The 17,673-nt window shown below is 42.0% G+C and carries 16 protein-coding genes; 7 read left to right on the top strand and 9 right to left on the bottom strand.

All coding sequences use genetic code 11. The features are described from left to right. Window positions 1-234: 234 nt before the first annotated feature. The 3 genes from GDZ68_RS04750 to GDZ68_RS04740 all read left to right on the top strand — a co-directional run bounded on the left by GDZ68_RS04750 (window position 235) and on the right by GDZ68_RS04740 (window position 4,230). The gene (locus tag GDZ68_RS04750) at window positions 235-1,269 is read left to right on the top strand and encodes a tellurite resistance/C4-dicarboxylate transporter family protein (protein ID WP_153721116.1); all 1,035 of its coding nucleotides are present in this window, start codon (window positions 235-237) and stop codon (window positions 1,267-1,269) included. 95 nt (window positions 1,270-1,364) lie between these two features. Beyond that, complete coding sequence (locus GDZ68_RS04745; protein WP_153721115.1) at window positions 1,365-1,790, top strand: hypothetical protein; 426 nt, start codon at window positions 1,365-1,367, stop codon at window positions 1,788-1,790. 19 nt (window positions 1,791-1,809) lie between these two features. Then, window positions 1,810-4,230: a molybdopterin-dependent oxidoreductase gene (locus GDZ68_RS04740; RefSeq protein ID WP_153721114.1), complete on the top strand. Its 2,421-nt coding sequence runs from the start codon at window positions 1,810-1,812 to the stop codon at window positions 4,228-4,230. A gap of 258 nt (window positions 4,231-4,488) precedes the next feature. Here the strand turns inward: GDZ68_RS04740 and GDZ68_RS18390 are convergent, their stop codons facing one another. Next, window positions 4,489-4,635: a hexameric tyrosine-coordinated heme protein gene (locus GDZ68_RS18390; RefSeq protein ID WP_408020117.1), complete on the bottom strand. Its 147-nt coding sequence runs from the start codon at window positions 4,633-4,635 to the stop codon at window positions 4,489-4,491. Window positions 4,636-4,933: 298 nt separating this feature from the next. Here GDZ68_RS18390 and GDZ68_RS04735 point away from each other — a divergent pair, with 298 nt between their 5' ends. Then, window positions 4,934-5,620: a DUF4309 domain-containing protein gene (locus GDZ68_RS04735; protein WP_153721113.1), complete on the top strand. Its 687-nt coding sequence runs from the start codon at window positions 4,934-4,936 to the stop codon at window positions 5,618-5,620. A gap of 161 nt (window positions 5,621-5,781) precedes the next feature. On the opposite strand, the gene GDZ68_RS04730 is transcribed toward GDZ68_RS04735, so the two are convergent. Next, window positions 5,782-6,723, bottom strand: coding sequence for a ketopantoate reductase family protein (locus GDZ68_RS04730; RefSeq protein WP_153721112.1), 942 nt, complete (start codon window positions 6,721-6,723; stop codon window positions 5,782-5,784). 322 nt (window positions 6,724-7,045) lie between these two features. Between GDZ68_RS04730 and GDZ68_RS04725 the strand changes: the two genes are divergently transcribed. Next, entirely contained in the window at window positions 7,046-7,423 is a 378-nt protein-coding gene (locus tag GDZ68_RS04725) for a molybdopterin dinucleotide binding domain-containing protein (protein WP_153721111.1), read from the top strand. A 135-nt stretch (window positions 7,424-7,558) separates the two neighbouring features. Here the strand turns inward: GDZ68_RS04725 and GDZ68_RS04720 are convergent, their stop codons facing one another. The 3 genes from GDZ68_RS04720 to GDZ68_RS04710 all read right to left on the bottom strand — a co-directional run bounded on the left by GDZ68_RS04720 (window position 7,559) and on the right by GDZ68_RS04710 (window position 11,129). After that, a complete protein-coding gene (locus tag GDZ68_RS04720; protein WP_153721110.1) occupies window positions 7,559-8,434 on the bottom strand; it encodes an SAP domain-containing protein in 876 nt (291 codons plus the stop codon). Next, the gene (locus tag GDZ68_RS04715) at window positions 8,395-9,099 is read right to left on the bottom strand and encodes a hypothetical protein (RefSeq protein ID WP_153721109.1); all 705 of its coding nucleotides are present in this window, start codon (window positions 9,097-9,099) and stop codon (window positions 8,395-8,397) included. The genes GDZ68_RS04720 and GDZ68_RS04715 overlap by 40 nt, the downstream gene beginning before the upstream one ends. A gap of 386 nt (window positions 9,100-9,485) precedes the next feature. Further along, window positions 9,486-11,129, bottom strand: a complete 1,644-nt coding sequence (locus GDZ68_RS04710; protein ID WP_153721244.1) for a catalase — start codon at window positions 11,127-11,129, stop codon at window positions 9,486-9,488. Window positions 11,130-11,455: 326 nt separating this feature from the next. On the opposite strand from GDZ68_RS04710, the gene GDZ68_RS04705 reads away from it, so the two are divergent. Together GDZ68_RS04705 and GDZ68_RS04700 are read left to right on the top strand one after the other, a co-directional pair. Beyond that, a complete protein-coding gene (locus tag GDZ68_RS04705) occupies window positions 11,456-12,229 on the top strand; it encodes an SDR family NAD(P)-dependent oxidoreductase (RefSeq protein WP_153721108.1) in 774 nt (257 codons plus the stop codon). A 248-nt stretch (window positions 12,230-12,477) separates the two neighbouring features. Beyond that, on the top strand, window positions 12,478-13,329 hold the full coding sequence (locus GDZ68_RS04700) for a DegV family protein (protein ID WP_153721107.1): 852 nt from the start codon (window positions 12,478-12,480) through the stop codon (window positions 13,327-13,329). A 56-nt stretch (window positions 13,330-13,385) separates the two neighbouring features. On the opposite strand, the gene GDZ68_RS04695 is transcribed toward GDZ68_RS04700, so the two are convergent. The 4 genes from GDZ68_RS04695 to GDZ68_RS04680 form a co-directional block, all read right to left on the bottom strand. Further along, a complete protein-coding gene (locus GDZ68_RS04695; protein ID WP_153721106.1) occupies window positions 13,386-14,051 on the bottom strand; it encodes a hypothetical protein in 666 nt (221 codons plus the stop codon). A 245-nt stretch (window positions 14,052-14,296) separates the two neighbouring features. Next, entirely contained in the window at window positions 14,297-14,845 is a 549-nt protein-coding gene (locus tag GDZ68_RS04690; protein WP_153721105.1) for a hypothetical protein, read from the bottom strand. Window positions 14,846-15,096: 251 nt separating this feature from the next. Then, a complete protein-coding gene (locus GDZ68_RS04685) occupies window positions 15,097-15,333 on the bottom strand; it encodes a DUF6429 family protein (protein WP_153721104.1) in 237 nt (78 codons plus the stop codon). Between the two features lie 189 nt (window positions 15,334-15,522). Then, entirely contained in the window at window positions 15,523-17,478 is a 1,956-nt protein-coding gene (locus tag GDZ68_RS04680) for an LTA synthase family protein (protein ID WP_153721103.1), read from the bottom strand. Window positions 17,479-17,673: the final 195 nt, after the last annotated feature.

The following is a 17,673-nucleotide window of genomic DNA, read 5'->3' as shown; positions in this document are numbered from 1 at the left end:
GTGGGACTTGACTTATTTCACATTAAACGCTGTGCACGAAACAAACATGTAAGTTCACCCTTTCATGTTTGTTCAAATAATCGTGAATGTTTAAATTAACAGGATTGTTTAGCGCACAGGCACCTATTGGGCTGTTGGCACCTACTCGACTCGGTTTTCCTATGTCCCAAGACGGGTATTCTGTAGTATCTGTGTTAGTTTTATGCGCAGGCACCACGAATAAGGAGTGAAAGTATGTTTACCCTACTGAAAAAACAAGCGCAGAATCTGTTTCCGGGGTATTTTGCCTTGATCATGGCAACAGGTGCGCTGTCGATTAGTTCCTTTTTGTTGAAGATGGTATTCATTTCAAAACTCTTTCTGGCCGTCAATATTGCAGCATTCATCGTACTTTGGTTCCTTACATTGATTCGTTTATTTTTTTACTTTCCAGATTTTTGCAAGGACTTAATCAGCCATAAGCTTGGACCCAGTTTTTTTACCTTGATAGCAGGAACGGCTATGTTCGGCAGCCAATTAATCATTATCGGAGGTCATCACCGGATTGCCGTCTGGCTGTGGGTGCTCGCGATCTTTCTATGGATCGTTATTATGTATACTTTTTTCACGGCTGTCACCATACGTAAGAACAAACCTGCTATAGCTCAGGGAATTAACGGTGCCTGGCTAATTGCCGCTGTTGCCACTCAGTCCATATCGATTCTGGGAACTCTTCTTTCTCCTCATTTGGTATCAGGACGTACTATCGTGTTGTTTTCCACGCTGTGTATGTATTTTCTTGGGTGTATGCTTTATTTAAACATCATCACGCTGATCTTTTATCGTTTCACATTTGTAGACCTCAAGTACGCCGCTCTGTCCCCGCCTTACTGGATCAATATGGGGGCTGTGGCAATTACTACGCTGGCAGGCTCCATGCTAATTCTGCATGCCAAGTATTGGCCCATGCTGCAGGAAATTACTCCTTTTTTAAAGGGTTTTACTCTGTTCTTCTGGATTACAGGCACTTGGTGGATTCCGCTGCTTTTCATTTTGATGTTATGGCGTTACTTCTACCACCATTATCCGCTCAGCTATGACCCGCAAATATGGGGAATGGTCTTCCCGCTTTCCATGTACGTGGCAGGTACATTCCAACTATCTAAAGCACTGCAACTTCCTTTTTTATTGATCATCCCGAAGATCATGTTTTATATTGCATTAGCGACATGGATGCTAGCCTTTTTCGGAATGCTACATCATATATATCAAAAAACTGCGAATAAATAGCCCGCACTTAATTCGGGGTATTCAGAACACTAGTTTAGGAGAGCATTTTATGGGAAAACAGGAAAGTAATTGTGAAATTAGAGGAGGGATAAAAGTTGATGACCGATTTAGAACTACTATTCACGCGTGCCTCTCAAGCTTCTGATCAGGCAATAGAGAAAATTCAGCTGTACGACCATCCATTGCTCACTTTATTAAAAGAAACCTTGCAGAAGCAGCAGGAAGCTCTTCTGTCACTTCTGTATGTCCTGCGTCAGAAGGAAGACCATCCGCCGATTGAGTCTTTTAAAAATGACTGCTCAATAGCCTACCATGCAAATGAAATGGCTAATTCCTTTTTTCAATCATGGACTCGTGCAGTGGATTGGATGAAACTGCCGTCAAAAGCTATTGTGCCCGATGTCAAAATAGCAATGGATCAGATGAAGAATTCATTTGACGAAGCTGCGAATGAAATGGAAAGCGTTTACGGATTTGCTAAGGTCAAGTATGTAATATCTACCTTTTACTTGCCTGCATGACCATAGAGGAGGGATTTTTTTGAGTTGGGAGAATGAACGGGTTGACCAGAATATTTACAGCCAAGGAGACGTAGAACGTTGGGTGTACAGCACATGCAATATTTGTTCGATTGGCTGCGGCTGCTATATTGGCGTTAAAGATGACAAGATTGTCGGCATCAAAGGAAATGCTGGGCATTCGATCAACCGAGGCAGACTGGGCCCTAAAGGAGAGAACCAGTGGCATGCGAATAACGCGCCTGACCGTTTGCTGACGCCGATGATCCGCAACGAAGCCGGCGAACTGCAGCCGGCTTCCTGGGACGATGCGATGAGCTTAATTGCAGAAAAAGCGAAGCAGACGATTGACAAGCTAGGTCCTAACAGTGTCAGTATTTATTCGACTGGACAGGGATTTCTGGAAGACTATTATTCGATTGCCAAAATAGGAAGAGCCGGACTGCAGACACATTTGCTCGATGCGAATACTCGGCTCTGTACAGCGACCACAGAATTCTGCTTACTACAGTCGTTTGGCGCGGACGGCACGCCTGCCTCTTATGCTGATGTGGATGAAACGGATACTTTAGTATTATTCGGTCATAACCCAGCAGAGACAGGGACTGTATTTTTTGAACGAATTATGGAGCGCAAAAAACGCACGGGCAAGCCGTATCTGATTGTAATTGATCCAAGAGAGACATTGACGGCAAAAGAAGCGGATCTTCATTTGCAATTAAAGCCGGCAACCAATGTGCCGCTTTATAACGGCATTGTTCGAGAGGTGATCCAGAAAGGCGCGGTCGATCGGGAATTCATTGAAAATTATACAGTCGGCTATGACAAAATGAAAGATTCCGTGGAGGATTGGACGCTCGAAAAAACGGCGGAGCTGACCGGTATTCCATTGGAAACCCTGACTGTTGCTGTTGAGGCCCTCGCCGAAACGCCAACTCTGGTCACGACTACTCTGCAAGGAGTCTATCAGAGTGCCGAAGCAACGACAGCTTGCGTGGCCGTGAACAATCTTCATTTGATCCGCGGATTGATCGGCAAGCCGGGAAGCGGCCCACTCCATATGGCAGGCCAGCCGAGTTCATCAGCAAACCGGACAGCAGGCGGTGTCGGCACCTATCCGGCACATCGAAACCCAATGAATCCTAAGCATATAGAAGAAATGGCAGAACTCTGGAACGTCGAAGCCAAAAACTTGCCTGCAGGACCTGAAAAAGGTATTGAAGATATTATAGCGATGATCGAACAAGACGAAATCGGTCTGTTCTGGAATATTGGGACTAATCCACTCGTCTCTCTTCCTAACCGGAAACGTGCACGCAAAGCATTGGAAAAGACGTTTGTAGTCGTTCAAGATCCCTTCTTGACTGAAACATCGGCAATTGCAGACGTCATGCTGCCCGTTGCACTTTGGGGTGAAAAAGAAGGTACGATGGAAAATGCCGACCGTACGATTAATATACTGCGCAAAGCCGTGGAGCCGCCAGAGGGAGTCAAGTCCGATTTTGAAGTGCTTCTTGATTTTGCAAAGAGAATGGATTTCCAGGACAAAGACGGCAATCCATTAATTCAATATTCTACACCGCAAGAAGCCTTTGAAGAGTGGAAAGTCGTTTCCAAAGGCCGTCCTTGCGATATGACTGGCATGACATATGAAAAATTAGAAAAACTTAACGGCATGCGCTGGCCTGCCCCAACGGAAGATTCCACAGGCACCACCCGGCTTTATTCGGATTTCACCTTCCATACGACCCCTGACGATGCACAGACATTCGGAAAAGACCAGTTTACAGGCAGGGCGCACACGAAGGAAGAATTCGAGAATATCGGTGCGGACGGCAGAGCGATCTTGCACCCGACGAGATATCTGCCCCCTTATGAAGAACCGAACAGCGAATATCCAATGTGGCTGACAACCGGCCGGCTCGTCTGGCATTGGCATACACGCACCAAAACAGCTCGTTCTCCGATGCTTCATATGGCAGCGCAGCATGCTTACGTTGAAGTGCATGCAGATGACGCCGAACGAATGGACATCATTGAGGGAGAAGTTGTGCGCATCACCACACCGCGCGGAGAAATTGAGGTGCCTGCCCGTATCGGCAAGACCGTACAGAAAGGACTCGTCTTTGTACCGTTTCATTTCGGCAACTTGGATAAAAAAGAGGCCGCGAATGAACTGACGATCGATTTCGTCGATCCGCTGTCTAAACAACCGACCTTTAAACAATCTGCCTGCATAGTAGAGAAAATCCGCAATGTTCATGAGGTGGACAGCGAAGATACTGTGGAGAGCATAGCAAAGCAATACGGACTGACTAGCAGCGAACTGCTCGCAGCCAACCGCAAATCCTCTCCTTATGAACTGCAGATTGGAGAAAGAGTTGAGATTCCTCTGTCGGTGATTAATACGCCATTGCAGCCTTATATGCCTTATCGGAGTTGAGTTAGTTGAGAGGTGCGTAACAAATGTGGGAAATGCTTTGTAAAACCATATCTCGAAATGGCATTAGGGATTCAGGTGTAAATAAAGTCATCCGAAAGAGCAAGTCCACGTGCAAAAATTTACCCATACAATTAGTTACTGGTAAGCAAGTGCTTAAACGTTCACTCGAGTAATACGTTGATTCTTCTACCGTACTGAGCAATAGATATTGAAAACCCTCCCGCACTGAAACTTCCTTGCAGGAGGGTTTTCATAAGTCTAGGAAAATACCTTTATCTCATACATAACATTCATTTTGAATATAACCGTACTTGATGTCTGTGTATAGGTGACTCCTTTTCTCGCAAGTTTGATGGCCAGTTCCCCCCCTTTTGCGCTGTATCCGTCTGTAAACTTACAAGCCAATCTTCCATTCCCTCATCTCCTAACGTTCTATATAACTCTACTGCGTTTTAACAAATTATTTAAATTATTAATTTGAATAAGATATATCAGATCATATACATTTCCATAATCATTCAAGAGCGTTCGTGAACGATGAACGAAACAAACATGATAGTTCAATCTTTCATGTTTGTTCAAACAATCGCGAATGTTCAAATTAACATGATTGTTTAGCGCACAGGCACCCACCAATGTTGGGGTTTACCCATACGAACGGGAGGGAAAAATAGAGAATAACACTGGCAAAGGAGAGATTTTCATGAACAAGATAAAACTTGCTGGCAGTTTCATCATACTGTCTTCTTTATTCGCAGGATGCGCCCAATCTACAGACACTAGCCAAGAGACAGTCAACAGCCAGTCTCCCACCACGAATGAAACACCGGACAAAACAGTCTCTAAGCCTGAACAAAAGACAGGAACAGAAAAGCCAGCAGCCGATTCTGAAGATAAAGAAAACATAGCAGATCAGTCCTCTGAAAGTTCAGCAGAGGATGAACAGCAGCAGATGGCGATCAATATGCTAAAAGAATTAACGAACGATGCAAAAAAAGGGATCGTTTATAGACAAGGCACTCAATGGATAATCGGCAAGACCACCCGCGAAGAGATTCATCAGGAAATCGGGGAACCGGAAGAAATGAAAGGTGACTTCGAGCATTATCATGGTTCCATGGGCAGTCCTTCTATCGCTTTCAAATTTGATGGCAACGAAGTTCTGGAAGAAGCTCGCTACTTTGGCACAAACATCGAACGCCAAACCAACCTGGGCGGCATCACAGAAATAATTCTGTACCAAGAACTCGGCGATCCCGCAGATACCCATTTGATTGAGGCAACCGGTGAAACGAATATCATGTATCAACCGGGGCACTATGAGCTGCAATTCATCATAGGAAAAGACGGCACTGCCGATCATGTCAATTTAAAAAAGAGGGATTCATAAAAGGAGCAGGTTACCGAGCAATATTATATTGCATAAAATGCGTGGAAATATTATCCATACCGTTCAATGAACAAACATGTTAAAAGTACATATGAAAATGAGCTGAAGGAGCTGCTTCTTTAAGTTAAAAAAGAAGCCTCTGCATTTACATGGGAAGTATACTACTCCTCAAAGGACAGAGAGTCATTGTTGGCCATCTCCTCCATCACTTCAATCAACCGAACAAGCTGTTTATTCACAGGCACAGACACGCCATATTGATCGCCTTTTTCACAAACTACTCCACCCAAAAATTCCACTTCCGTCTTTCTTCCCGCCTCGATATCCTGCAGCATAGAAGTTTTTCCATACGGTGAAAGATTGTTCAGGATCGGCCAAAACGATTTTATATCTTGTTCAGAAAGATTTACGCCTGTTTGTTGAGAAAGTGCCACGACTTCCCACATTGCATCCTCAACTAGCCGATAGGCACTGGGAGTAGATTGGAACACCCCGTATGGCGCCCGTAATATTGCGGAAGTTTGGTTGATGCCGACATTTATCATGAATTTCCACCACATCGTATGCAGTATATTATCTGGAATTCTGTATTGGATGCCTACTCGTTCGAACAATTCTTTCACTGCCAGCACATCATCTGTCATCGAGTTGTCTCTGTATCCGAATTCTATTCTTCCCAATGTACTAAAAGTGGTTTCATTGCCTTGTCTGACCGCGTCAATTTCCACGCTGATACTGTGTAAGATGTGTTCGTTGTGGAAGGTTGAATAAATCTCTTCTTCGCTCGAAATACCATTCAGTAAAGACATGATAATCGTATCAGGCCCGATCACATGTTTGACGTCTTCCATAGCTTGCAGGAGTTCTGCATTTTTCACAGCAAAAATAACCAGATCAGAAGCCGCCGTGCCAGTATCTGGAGTCGCATAATGAAAGTTTTGCACCACACCGTTCACGCAGATTCCTTCTTTTTTATATCGTGTAATACGCTTATCATCGGCAACTACTCGGAATGTATCCCCCAGTGCTGTGTGCAGACGGCTGCCATAAGCCGCACCAACGGCTCCCAGTCCTATTAATGAAACAGTTTCAATTTTCCTCATTATAATTCACCACTTTTTTTCTTTAAGTGTAGCATGGAATTCCTACTTGCGATGCAAAAAAATACTGGCGTCGTGATCACTCCAATCAAATCTAGCCACATAAAAAGCTCCCACATTCAGTAGTAAGGTGAGAATTTTTCCATTTCTGCTTTAGTAAGGATCTGCCTCATGTCCTTGATCGACCGCGTCTTCTGCAGCGGCATGCGCTGGCCTGCCCCAACGGAAGATTCTACAGGCTACCCGGCTATATTCGGATTTCACATTCCATGCGACCTCTGACGATGCTCAGACATTCGGGAAAGACCAGTTTAGAGGCAGGACAATGGACATCATTGAGGGAGAAATTGAGCTGCCTCCCCATATCGGCAAGACCGTACAGAAGGGACTCGTCTTTGTGCCGTTTCATTTCGGCAACTTGGATAAAAAAGAAGCCGCAAATGAACTGACGATCGATTTCGTCGATCCTCTGTCTAAACAACCGACCTTTAAACAATCTGCCTGCACAGTAGAGAAAATCCGCAATGTCCATGAGATGGACAGCGAAGATACTGTGGAGAGCATAGCGAAGCAATACGGACTGACTAGCAGCGAACTGCTCGTAGCCAACCGCAAACCCTCCCCTTATGAACTGCAGATTGAAAGAGTTGAAATTCCTCTGTCGGTGATCAATACGCCATTGCAGCCTTATATGCCTTATTGAAGTTGAGTTACAGAGGAGCCTATGTGCAAAAAACAAATTAGTTTAAATAAGCATGATTAATTGGAGTAACGGCACTTTTTTGAGAAGAGACCAAGCTGTGACTGAGTCACCTCTAAGTCTCTTCTTCTTTTAATGTTAAATTTTAATCGTGCCCTTTAACGCCCACTCCATTCTGCTTAATAAAACATTTCTCGAAAGCTCACCTGTCATGTTGAAAACTTGCAAATTAAACACAGGCTGTTTTTGATCAGAGAACTTCTCCCATTGTTCAGCCACGTATTTCAAGTCGCCAGCTTTAATCAACCCTATATCTGTATCCTCCTCAGAAAATGCTTTTAATTTTTGCGCTTGTGCCACAGCCTCCTTCGTATAGTCGTGAACGACAATCAGGAATAATGTAACTCGCATTTTTTCAGAACGGATATAGCGTAAAAACTGTTTAAAATGGGTATCGGGAAAATTATACGGAGCTTCCGTGCTTTTGTTGTCCCACAGAACTACTTCCTGCTTGTTGAATTGCAATTTCCCATCAGCATGTCGCGTGCCTTCCATTTCTAAAGTTTCCAACCCAAACTTTCGTTGAAATATATAGCGCGTAGCTTCCTCGAAGTAATTCTCCACTTCAATATCTTTGTCTATTATTTTATTAACCCGCAGTGACTTATAATCCCTGGCAGCTAATTCTTCATAAAAATCGTATAGACGTGCTCTTTCATCAGTTGGATCAGAAGAAGTAGGAGAAGATAGCATTTCATAATAATCAATGATATTTTGTATCTTTTCTTTCTTGGTTCCGCTGATTTTTGCTCCCTCGAGCTTCCTTAAGATTTCTGAAAGTTCTTTTGTTCCAAATACTTTGAGTGCTGTTGAAGGCAGAATCCCATGCTTTATAATTCTCTCAACTAATGCCTCTTTTACTCCGCTTGTATTAAATTGATGATGATGGAGAATGCCACGAAGTTGAACGACACTTAGATCAGCCAGTAACGTTTCATACACTTCATTTCGCAACTCTCCGCCCATCTCATATCGCAGAATTCGGGCAATATCAGTAGGAATAATGTAGTGGATGCATCGTCTTTAAATCTCAGAACCAATCCTCTAACTTGTAGATTAATTAAAGATCTTCCGATTTGCTGATGAGTGTGTAAAATATTATTTTTTTGAGGAAAGCGTCCGATCCTGCTCTCCAACAAATAATGATCTCTTTTAGACAAGTCAAGCTCTCTTCTCAGCACTTCCAAAATATTGATTTCATGTTCATTCAATGACTCGTCTTTCTTCCATGCTTCATCTAATACAGCACTATAGATTCTGTTAGTGTCATGTGGTATAAAACGACTTATATAATTGTCGTCTTGACTTTGTTTAAGTATCGACCGTTCCATATCCTCAACTTCTTTATAGAGGTTAGCTTCATTCAACAGGTATCCCTCTTTCTCCATTAATGCCATCAAAATGAGTTCATTTAATAAAGCAATATCGCGGGTTTCATTGCTAAAGTCCAGATAACTCTTCACTCTCTCTTTATTCTGAAATTCATCAAGATTCTTAAGGATAACTTCCCGCATTTCTTCTTCAGTCTCCATGCGTACATCTTTTAAAAAACTATCGACGATTCTTCCCAAATAAAGCTTGCTCATTTTCGGTAAAATATCTTCCAAATACATTTTCATCCCTCATTTCCTCTTAATTATGAAAAATTATGTTATTTCAGTAAATTATATCATAGTTTGCTATCTAAATATTAAAAATATTTAACGTTCACTAATAAAATAGCCTTAAAGATTTTAGTCTTGAAATTTAGTTCTAATTAATTAGTTTTTTCCATAAACATACCTTTTCAATTGTTAGCCATATGTGAAATACCATTCGAAAAAAATCCAAACTCGTATAGAAGTTTTACGGAAATTTGGCACTTCGCACTGGGGTACTGAATTTCTTAATTTTTTTCTGAATAGCATCTAATTATGAGGTGACCTGATATCAAGATTCACTAATTTTGATATAACCTAAAAAAACTCCTACATCCGGTGAATGTAGGAGTTTCAATATTACAGCTTTAGTAAGGATCTGCCTCATGTCCTTGATCGACTGCGTCTTCCGCAGCCTCTTTCGCCTTCACTGTTCCTTGTCCAAATTTCGTCTTTCCTGATTCACGACCCGGAACGGCCTGTTCTTTCTCCGTTTCAATCGTTTCTTTCATTATTTTCTCGATGCCTTCTTTGACTAGGCGGCCATATTCTTCATCAGCCTGAGTAAAATGTTCCACCATCTTTTCTTGAATACGAGAGTCACATCCAGCCAAAGCTTCCGAAAGATTTTTGATCAGCTCTTCCCGTTCCCATTCCTCGAACTGTCTAAATGTTTCACCTGCTTGCCCATAATTATTAGGACGGTCGATCGGCGCACTCATGGCAGCCGCGTTAAAAGTCGGGCGGTGTAGTGGTCTGTTGTCAGCATGCGCTTCCTCGAGCCCGCCAAGTAAGGATGGCTCATAATTGATATGCGAATTTTCATCCGGATCATTCGGGCCCCGATAATCCATCTGCCCGCGCTGTTGGTTCGTATGGACCTCTGTCTTAGGAGCGTTGACAGGTAATTGCAAGTAATTGGTGCCTACCCGGTGACGCTGCGTGTCAGAATAGGAGAATGTGCGGCCTTGCAGCATTTTATCATCTGAGAAGTCCATTCCGTCGACCAGAACCCCGGTTCCGAAAGCAGCCTGCTCAATATCCGTATGATAATCTTTCGGGTTCCGATCTAATACCATGCGCCCGACCGGTAACCAAGGAAACTGATCTTCCGGCCAAATCTTCGTATTATCGAGAGGATCAAAATCGAGTTCCGAATGATAATCGTCGTCCATAATCTGGACAAACAATTCCCATTCCGGATAGTCCCCCCGCTCGATCGCTTCATATAAATCTTGTGTAGCGTGTCCAACGTTCTTCGCTTGGATCGCGTCTGCTTCCTCTTGCAGCAGATTGCGAATACCTTGTTTAGGTTCCCAATGATATTTCACCAATACAGCTTCCCCTTTTTCATTCACCCACTTATACGTGTTTACACCAGACCCTTGCATGTGGCGGTAAGTCGCCGGGATGCCCCAAGGTGAAAATAACAGGGTAATGGTGTGCATCGCTTCTGGCGAGCGTGAAACAAAATCGAACATCCGCTGTGGATTCGGTATATTCGATACAGGATCAGCTTTGAACGCATGGATCATATCGGGAAACTTCATCGCATCCCGGATAAAGAAAATTTTCAAGTTATTCCCGACTAAGTCCCAGTTCCCGTCTTCTGTGTACATTTTCACTGCAAATCCCCGTGGATCTCGTGCAGTTTCAGGAGAGTCTTTCGCTCCTGCTACAGTCGAAAATCTAACCAATAGCGGTGTTCTTTTCCCCTCGCCTGAAAACACTTTGGCCCGAGTATATTTTTCCACTGGTTCGTCGCCGGCCTTGCCATACGTTTCAAAGTACCCGAATGCACCGGCACCTCTCGCGTGGACGACACGTTCAGGAATTTCTTCTCGGTCAAAATGGGAGATCTTCTCGATAAAATGATAATTCTCAAGTGTAGCGGGACCTCGGTCACCAATAGTACGGATATTCTGATTATCTCTCACAGGATGGCCTTGGCGCGTTGTTAGTGTTTTACGTTGCATCTCCTGCTGATCCTTATTCTTTCCATTAGTGTTCATATCCAACAGAACTCCTCCTTCATTAATTCAATATAAGATTTCGTATCCTTCTCGAAAAGAAAATATTCACATACTAAAAGCCTTCCCCAAAAATGTGGAAAGAAACCATTTTTATTAGGAGAAAGTCTATTTGATTCAGTTTTTATGCTATATACTCATTCCTGATCGGAAAGCTCACAATTACTTACAGCAGAGAAATAGTTAGCCATTAAACTAAATATTTGATTTAACTAGATTTGGGGCGTATATTGTCTTAATGAAGGAAGCTAATAATGTACATGATTTAGTAATAAAAGCAAATAATACTTTATGAAGGAGTGTTTTTCATGACAGGAATGATGGAAGGAAAAGCAGGATTAGTCACAGCATCAGGCTCAGGAATCGGCAGAGCTGCTGCAATCGCATTGGCAAAAGCAGGCGCAAAAGTCATGGTGTCCGACGTCAGTGAAGAAGCCGGGCAAGAAACCGTACAAATGATCAAAGATAACGGCGGTGAAGCGGCCTTTTTAAAATGTGATGTCAGTGACGAAGAGCAGGTAATCGCACTTGTGAATAAAACAGTTGAAACATTTGGCAAGCTGGACTTTGCACACAATAATGCTGGCATTAACAAGGGTCTTGTACCGATCGGTGAAATGGAAACAAAAGATTGGGATATTACACTGCAAGTAAATCTGTACGGCACTTTTTACTGCATCAAGCATGAAATAAACGCCATGCTGAAATCTGGCGGTGGTGCAATTGTCAATACAGCGTCAGGCGCTGGTATTGAAGGTTCACCGAACATGGCTCCCTACACTGCATCTAAACATGCAATTGCCGGTTTAACCAAATCAGTTGCATTGGAATACGGACAAAAAGGCATTACTATTAATTCCATTGCACCTGGTGCCACTATAACACCAGCAATTGAGCATTGGTCTAAATCTAATCCCGAACAATACGAGGGAGTTCTGAAATCACTTCCAGCCGGAAGAATGTCTACGGCAGAAGAACAAGCCAATGCTGTCGTATTCCTATGCTCAGACCTTGCAAAATCAATCAGCGGCGTCACACTTGCAGTAGATGGCGGTTATACAGCGGGTAAAATGCAGCAATAAAGGGTGCCTGTGCACAAAACAAACGTGAAAGTTCAACCATTCATGTTTGTTCGAACTTTCATGAATGTTTCCCACACAGGCACCAAAAAAGATTTGGATCAGGCATACCGCTTGATCCATTTTTTTATGATTCCGCTATCCCTTTCAATCATTTTAAATTTTTCGACATATCCCCGCCACTTTTACTGTATAGTTAAAGTAAATTTACTAAGCTGGTTTAATAGAATGAAAGTTGGGGGCGATATTCATTGGGAAGAATCATTTTATCGACTGAGAGCGGAGCCGATCTGCCGGTATCTTTGGCAATAAATTATAATATTCAAGTAATACCTATGCACGTCATCATGGATGGCCAAGACTATTTAGACGGACATCTGCCCGTACAAGAAATTTACGAATATTATGACCGCACGAAAAAGATCCCTTCCACGTCGGCGACGAATGTTCATGAGTATCAGGAGTTTTTCAAGAAGATTAGAACGGAATATCCTGACAGCGTCATCATTCATGTCGGATATACGTCTAAAGCATCTGTTTCCTTTCAAAATGCGTTGCTGGCGGCGGAAGATGAAGAAAATATTTATTTACTTGATGCGTTAAATGTTACAGGCGGATTAGCTGCAGTGGTCATGTATGCGGCTGCTTTGCTGGAGAAAGAACCCGATATTGCTCCGGCTCATCTGCTGGAAAGAATTGAATCAAAAATCCCTAAAAGCAGACTGGCTTTTCTTCCCGGCAGCTTGGATTTTTTAAGAGCAGGCGGACGAGTCAGCAATATGGCCTATCTTGGAGGGGCTTTGCTGAAAATAAAACCATGTATTGAATTAGTTGAAGGTAAGCTGGTTTCCACTAAAAAATATCATGGTAAAATGAGCAAAGTTGCTGAAAAGTTACTGCTCGATTATTTGCAGCAGTACGATATCGACCGCCAGCAAATTTACTTTATCTACTCCATCGGACTCAGCGACACGGTCAAACAACGAATCAATGAAGTGGCACATGAAATGGGATTCGAACAGAGTATGTGGATTGAAGCCGGTGCTATGATTTCTACACATTCCGGGCCCGGAGGATTTGGGATAGCTGGAATAGAAATGTAACGTCAAAAAGGTACCTGTATTGCACAGGTACCTTTACATATGGCTCAGCTCACAAATTACCGATTCAGTATGCTGTGCACAAAGCTCCAGGATTCAGCATCAGTCAGCTCATCCATTGACACTTCAAGATCTCCGCCTAAAAAGACTGTCTCCTCCTGAATCGCAACGACCATCGCCTGAATGACTGGTTCACTATAGTTACATTGATACACATCGCCTATTTTAGGTGTATATGATCTAGGCATACTGATTTCCGGCTTTTCCTCTTCCTGTTCAGTTAAATAATTTGCATTAGGATATTCCCTATCAATAACAGTCGCGCCTTCCTCTAGCCCCGGTATCATAACCCAATACTCGTTATGTTTTATTCCGTTGGATTTATTGCTGATGACACCATTCGCTTCAATAGAAGACACCATTTCTATCGCATGAAGATGGTGATGATCCAAGGAATCCGGCTGGGGATTGATGATTAAAATGTAATCGCCAACTTTGGCCTTCACGTCTTTGTGCAATGTGTAGCGTTTATGGTTCACCATAAAACTGTCCATATGCTTTGGTTTATACAAAGTAATTTCTTTAGCCGTTGCGAGCTGCTGTTCAAAATCTTCAAGCCGAATCAAGTGAATGGACTGCTTAAAAAAAGCTTTCACCGAATAAACTTGATGCAGCTTATGGTTATAATAAACGAATTGGCCTTTTCTGACGTGTATTAGATTCAATGTAAGTCCCACCTTGTAAATTTTTGATTAGTAATCATACTTTTTCAGCTGCTGTTTTCACGCTCTAACTTACGAAATTTACTGCATGCAGCAAGTTCCATAAAATTATATGTAGTCTGTGCTTCTTTCCAGAAATTCATTCAGATGAGTGAATGTCCAGGTGCAAGTTCTCTAACACTATAGAAAATCCCGCCAGTTCTAAAATGACGGGATTTTCAATAAGGATTCACAGCTATGATGGAAAATTATTTCCCTGCTTTAACAGCTGCAAGTTCAGTCGTCATTTTTCCGGCGGCATCCGTAATTTTAATCATGCCGATTCCTTTAGCGAGATACACCCGGGAACCGTCCGGATATTTCAGAATGACTGTATTTTTAAAAGTACCGGCTTTTACTTTTACAGTCTTTGCCGTATTTTCAACGAGAACTTTATAGTCATCAAAGTGATCACTTTGCATGAAAGTGGATCCTTGCTTTAGCGGGTAAGGCGTACTTACAAAAACAAAATCCGAATAACCTAAACTGGCCGACAGTCCGAAATCGTCTTCAATATATACTAAATTGGCCAACTCGGGATATTGCTGACTTTTTTTATTGTGTAAATACGTAAATGTCCCTTCCTTCTTCACATGGAATGTTTCCTTTGCAGGAGCGGTGAATGAAGGTGAATAGGTCAGGATTAACCCATCGTCTGGAGACAGTCCGCTGTTCACTGCCGCGGAAGCCGTACCAGCGGGCGCAGTATAGGAAAAGCCGAGAATTAAGATCATAATTGCGAATAAAGTTTTTTTCATTGGAATCACCCTTTTCTTGTTGGTTGTCTACTTGGAAGTTTATGAGACAGGCACTGCTGTTAGAACTGGCAGAGGAACAAATGTATTTATACATAAGCTAATTATTGCTTGTTATTTAAAGATACCCGCTGCATCTTTCTATCAAACTGCCATTATAAAAAAAGTGAAGCAGCCCGGAATCATTCATCGGACTGCTTCTGTTTACTTATGATGGCTGTTCTCAAAAAGGAACCATTTATCTGTGACATCTTTCATCTGTCTACTTGATACTTTTCCCGCAAATACTCTGCTTTTTCAATGCCTGCCTTTGTCAGATAAACTGATTTAGAATGATTGCTTCCCCTAATCAGATCGTCCGCCTGCAAATCATCCAAGGAACTGAACGGGTAACCTTTCCAGCTTCTTTTTATTCCATCAGGCAGCTCATCCTCTTCCCATGAAGTCAAATGCAGCAATAGCAAAACCAATTCATCAACTTGCTTATTCATCCTATCCGCCCTCTCTTTATAATGCTTTTATCGACGGCTATACCTGCGTATCGATCATACGCTAATTATTTCTGGTTTGTTTGTGAACGTGATACCTTCCCCTGCTGAATTAACAAAATAAAAGGTACAGAACAAGGTCTCACCCTAGTTCCATACCTCTCAGTGTATGATGCAATAAAATTTTTTCAATCATTCATCAGACTCAACAGCTGCATCTTTCCCATAATTGTACTGAGCAGGATCAACCGGCGTAAATCCTTTTGGCGTATAGAATCTCAATAAATCACCATTCACCACTTTATCGGAAAGCCCCAATTTATAATCCACTTCTTTTTTGACAGCTTTAGCAGACTCCAATTGATCGTCAGCCAACAGCAGTCCTGTTTTACTGTCATAAAATTTGTCATTGATTGAATAAATCGTCGGGCTGACAAAACCGCCATTTCTAAACGGCACTACTTCATTATGTTCGTCGGAAATTAAATCGGAACCAAATTGAACATAGTTTTTCGTATCAATTCCCAATAGATGCAATAACGTCGGCAGAAGGTCTGTCTGTCCACCATACGTATGGTCAATTCCACCCTGCATTCCAGGTACATGTATGAACAACGGGACGCGTTGTAAATCTGCACTTTCAACTGGGGTAATGTCTTTCCCCATAATTTGTCCCATCGCTTTTTTATGATTATCTGAAATACCATAATGATCGCCATAGAGAACAATCATCGAATGATCATATAAACCCAGCTCTTTTAATTGATCGAAGACTTCTTTGATGGCTTCATCAGTATAACGCGCGGTTTGGAAATAATCATCAACGCTGACATCTCCCGTATTGGCTTTATCGATGGTAACTAAGTCCTGATCCATTTTATAGGGATAATGATTTCCTACCGTAATAAACTTCGTATAAAAAGGCTCCGGCAGCGAACGCAAGTAATCCTCCGATTGCTCATAGAAAGGTTTATCCAATAAACCATACTCAGCCATATCTTTTGCAGAACTAGTATCGTAATAACTGGCATCAAAAAAGTGATCGAAGCCAAATGATTTATACATGGCATTCCGGTTCCAAAAACTTCCGTTATTGCCGTGGAATACAGCCGATGTGTAACCAAAATCCTTTAGAATAGCAGGAGCCGACTGATACGTATTTTGTGCCTTCGTAATGAAAGCAGACCCTTGAGGCAGTCCGAATAACGAGTTTTCCAGCATAAATTCCGCATCAGAAGTTTTCCCCTGGCCTGTTTGATGGAAGAAGTTATCGAAATACATGGTATTCTGATCTTTTGTCAAGGAATTTAAAAATGGCGTCACTTCTTCGCCGTTTAATTTGTAGTCAATCAGAAAGTTCTGGAACGATTCCAAATGTAAGTAGATGACGTTCATTCCCTTTGCTGCACCAAAATATTTTCCATTCGGTTCAGCATAGTTAGCATGCGTATAGTTGATCACATCTGTACTATCACTGCTGTCCGCCAAAGCCCGCTGCGATGAGGCAGCCATCGTTTCTACAGAGTCATAAATCGAATAGTTATACATTCCTAAATACTTCACAATATAGTTTCTGTCAAAACCCCGTGTTAATAACTGTGGGCGGCTCATTTCCGCCAGTCCCAAGTTTATAATGGAAACGACTAATGCAACAGCAACAATGGCTATTGCTCTTTTATATCCAAAACGATTGGTTTCTTTACGAATCTTTTTTGAAAACCTCAGATAGAACATCACAAATACATCCACAAAAAACAGAACATCATAAGGCTCCAATAAAGTCGCAATACTTCCGCCTAAATCTCCAAAGTTCTGTGTCTGGAAAAGTGTAGGCAATGTAATGAAATCAGTAAAGAACCGGTAATACACTACATTCGCATATAAAAGAACAGACATCAGCAGATAGACGACAACGAGAGCTGTATATTTTTTCTTTCCTCTAAATAAAAATGAAATTCCCAAGAACAGCAATGCAGAACCAAGTGGGTTTAATAGTAAAAGGAAGTGCTGAAAAGGTCCTTCCACACCCAGTTCAAACTGGGACAGTTGTGTGATATATGTTTTCATCCATAACATTAAAACAGCCGCTGCATAGATCCCTAAAAAGTTGTTCATAAGATCATCTTTTTTACTTCTGAGATATATCATTTTGCACCAACCTTTTATTTATTTTGTAGACAGTAAATTCAAAAAACATTACTTTACTATATCTTTACACTCTAGCTTTTGTAGATTACTCTCATTTTACATTTTCGTCAAGTAATTAAGACCTACTGTGAACTCATAAAAAAAAACGTCAAACCCTTGAGGTAACAAGGATCTAACGTCTTCTAAAGTCATTAC

This window comes from Sporosarcina cascadiensis, assembly GCF_009650995.1.
In the GTDB taxonomy this organism is placed as follows: Bacteria; Bacillota; Bacilli; order Bacillales_A; family Planococcaceae; genus Sporosarcina; species Sporosarcina cascadiensis.
Note: the sequence above shows the minus strand (reverse complement) of the source record. Positions and strands in the feature narration are given on the sequence as shown.

Bases quoted from the DNA above. Each gene is read 5' to 3' on its own strand.
- GDZ68_RS04705 (WP_153721108.1), top strand. From the start codon at position 11,456: ATGACAGGAATGATGGAAGGAAAAGCAGGATTAGTCACAGCATCAGGC.
- GDZ68_RS04680 (WP_153721103.1), bottom strand. From the start codon at position 17,478: ATGATATATCTCAGAAGTAAAAAAGATGATCTTATGAACAACTTTTTA.
- GDZ68_RS04710 (WP_153721244.1), bottom strand. From the start codon at position 11,129: ATGAACACTAATGGAAAGAATAAGGATCAGCAGGAGATGCAACGTAAA.
- GDZ68_RS04715 (WP_153721109.1), bottom strand. From the start codon at position 9,099: ATGAAAATGTATTTGGAAGATATTTTACCGAAAATGAGCAAGCTTTAT.
- GDZ68_RS04735 (WP_153721113.1), top strand. From the start codon at position 4,934: ATGAACAAGATAAAACTTGCTGGCAGTTTCATCATACTGTCTTCTTTA.
- GDZ68_RS04725 (WP_153721111.1), top strand. From the start codon at position 7,046: ATGGACATCATTGAGGGAGAAATTGAGCTGCCTCCCCATATCGGCAAG.
- GDZ68_RS04690 (WP_153721105.1), bottom strand. From the start codon at position 14,845: ATGAAAAAAACTTTATTCGCAATTATGATCTTAATTCTCGGCTTTTCC.
- GDZ68_RS04730 (WP_153721112.1), bottom strand. From the start codon at position 6,723: ATGAGGAAAATTGAAACTGTTTCATTAATAGGACTGGGAGCCGTTGGT.
- GDZ68_RS04685 (WP_153721104.1), bottom strand. From the start codon at position 15,333: ATGAATAAGCAAGTTGATGAATTGGTTTTGCTATTGCTGCATTTGACT.
- GDZ68_RS04750 (WP_153721116.1), top strand. From the start codon at position 235: ATGTTTACCCTACTGAAAAAACAAGCGCAGAATCTGTTTCCGGGGTAT.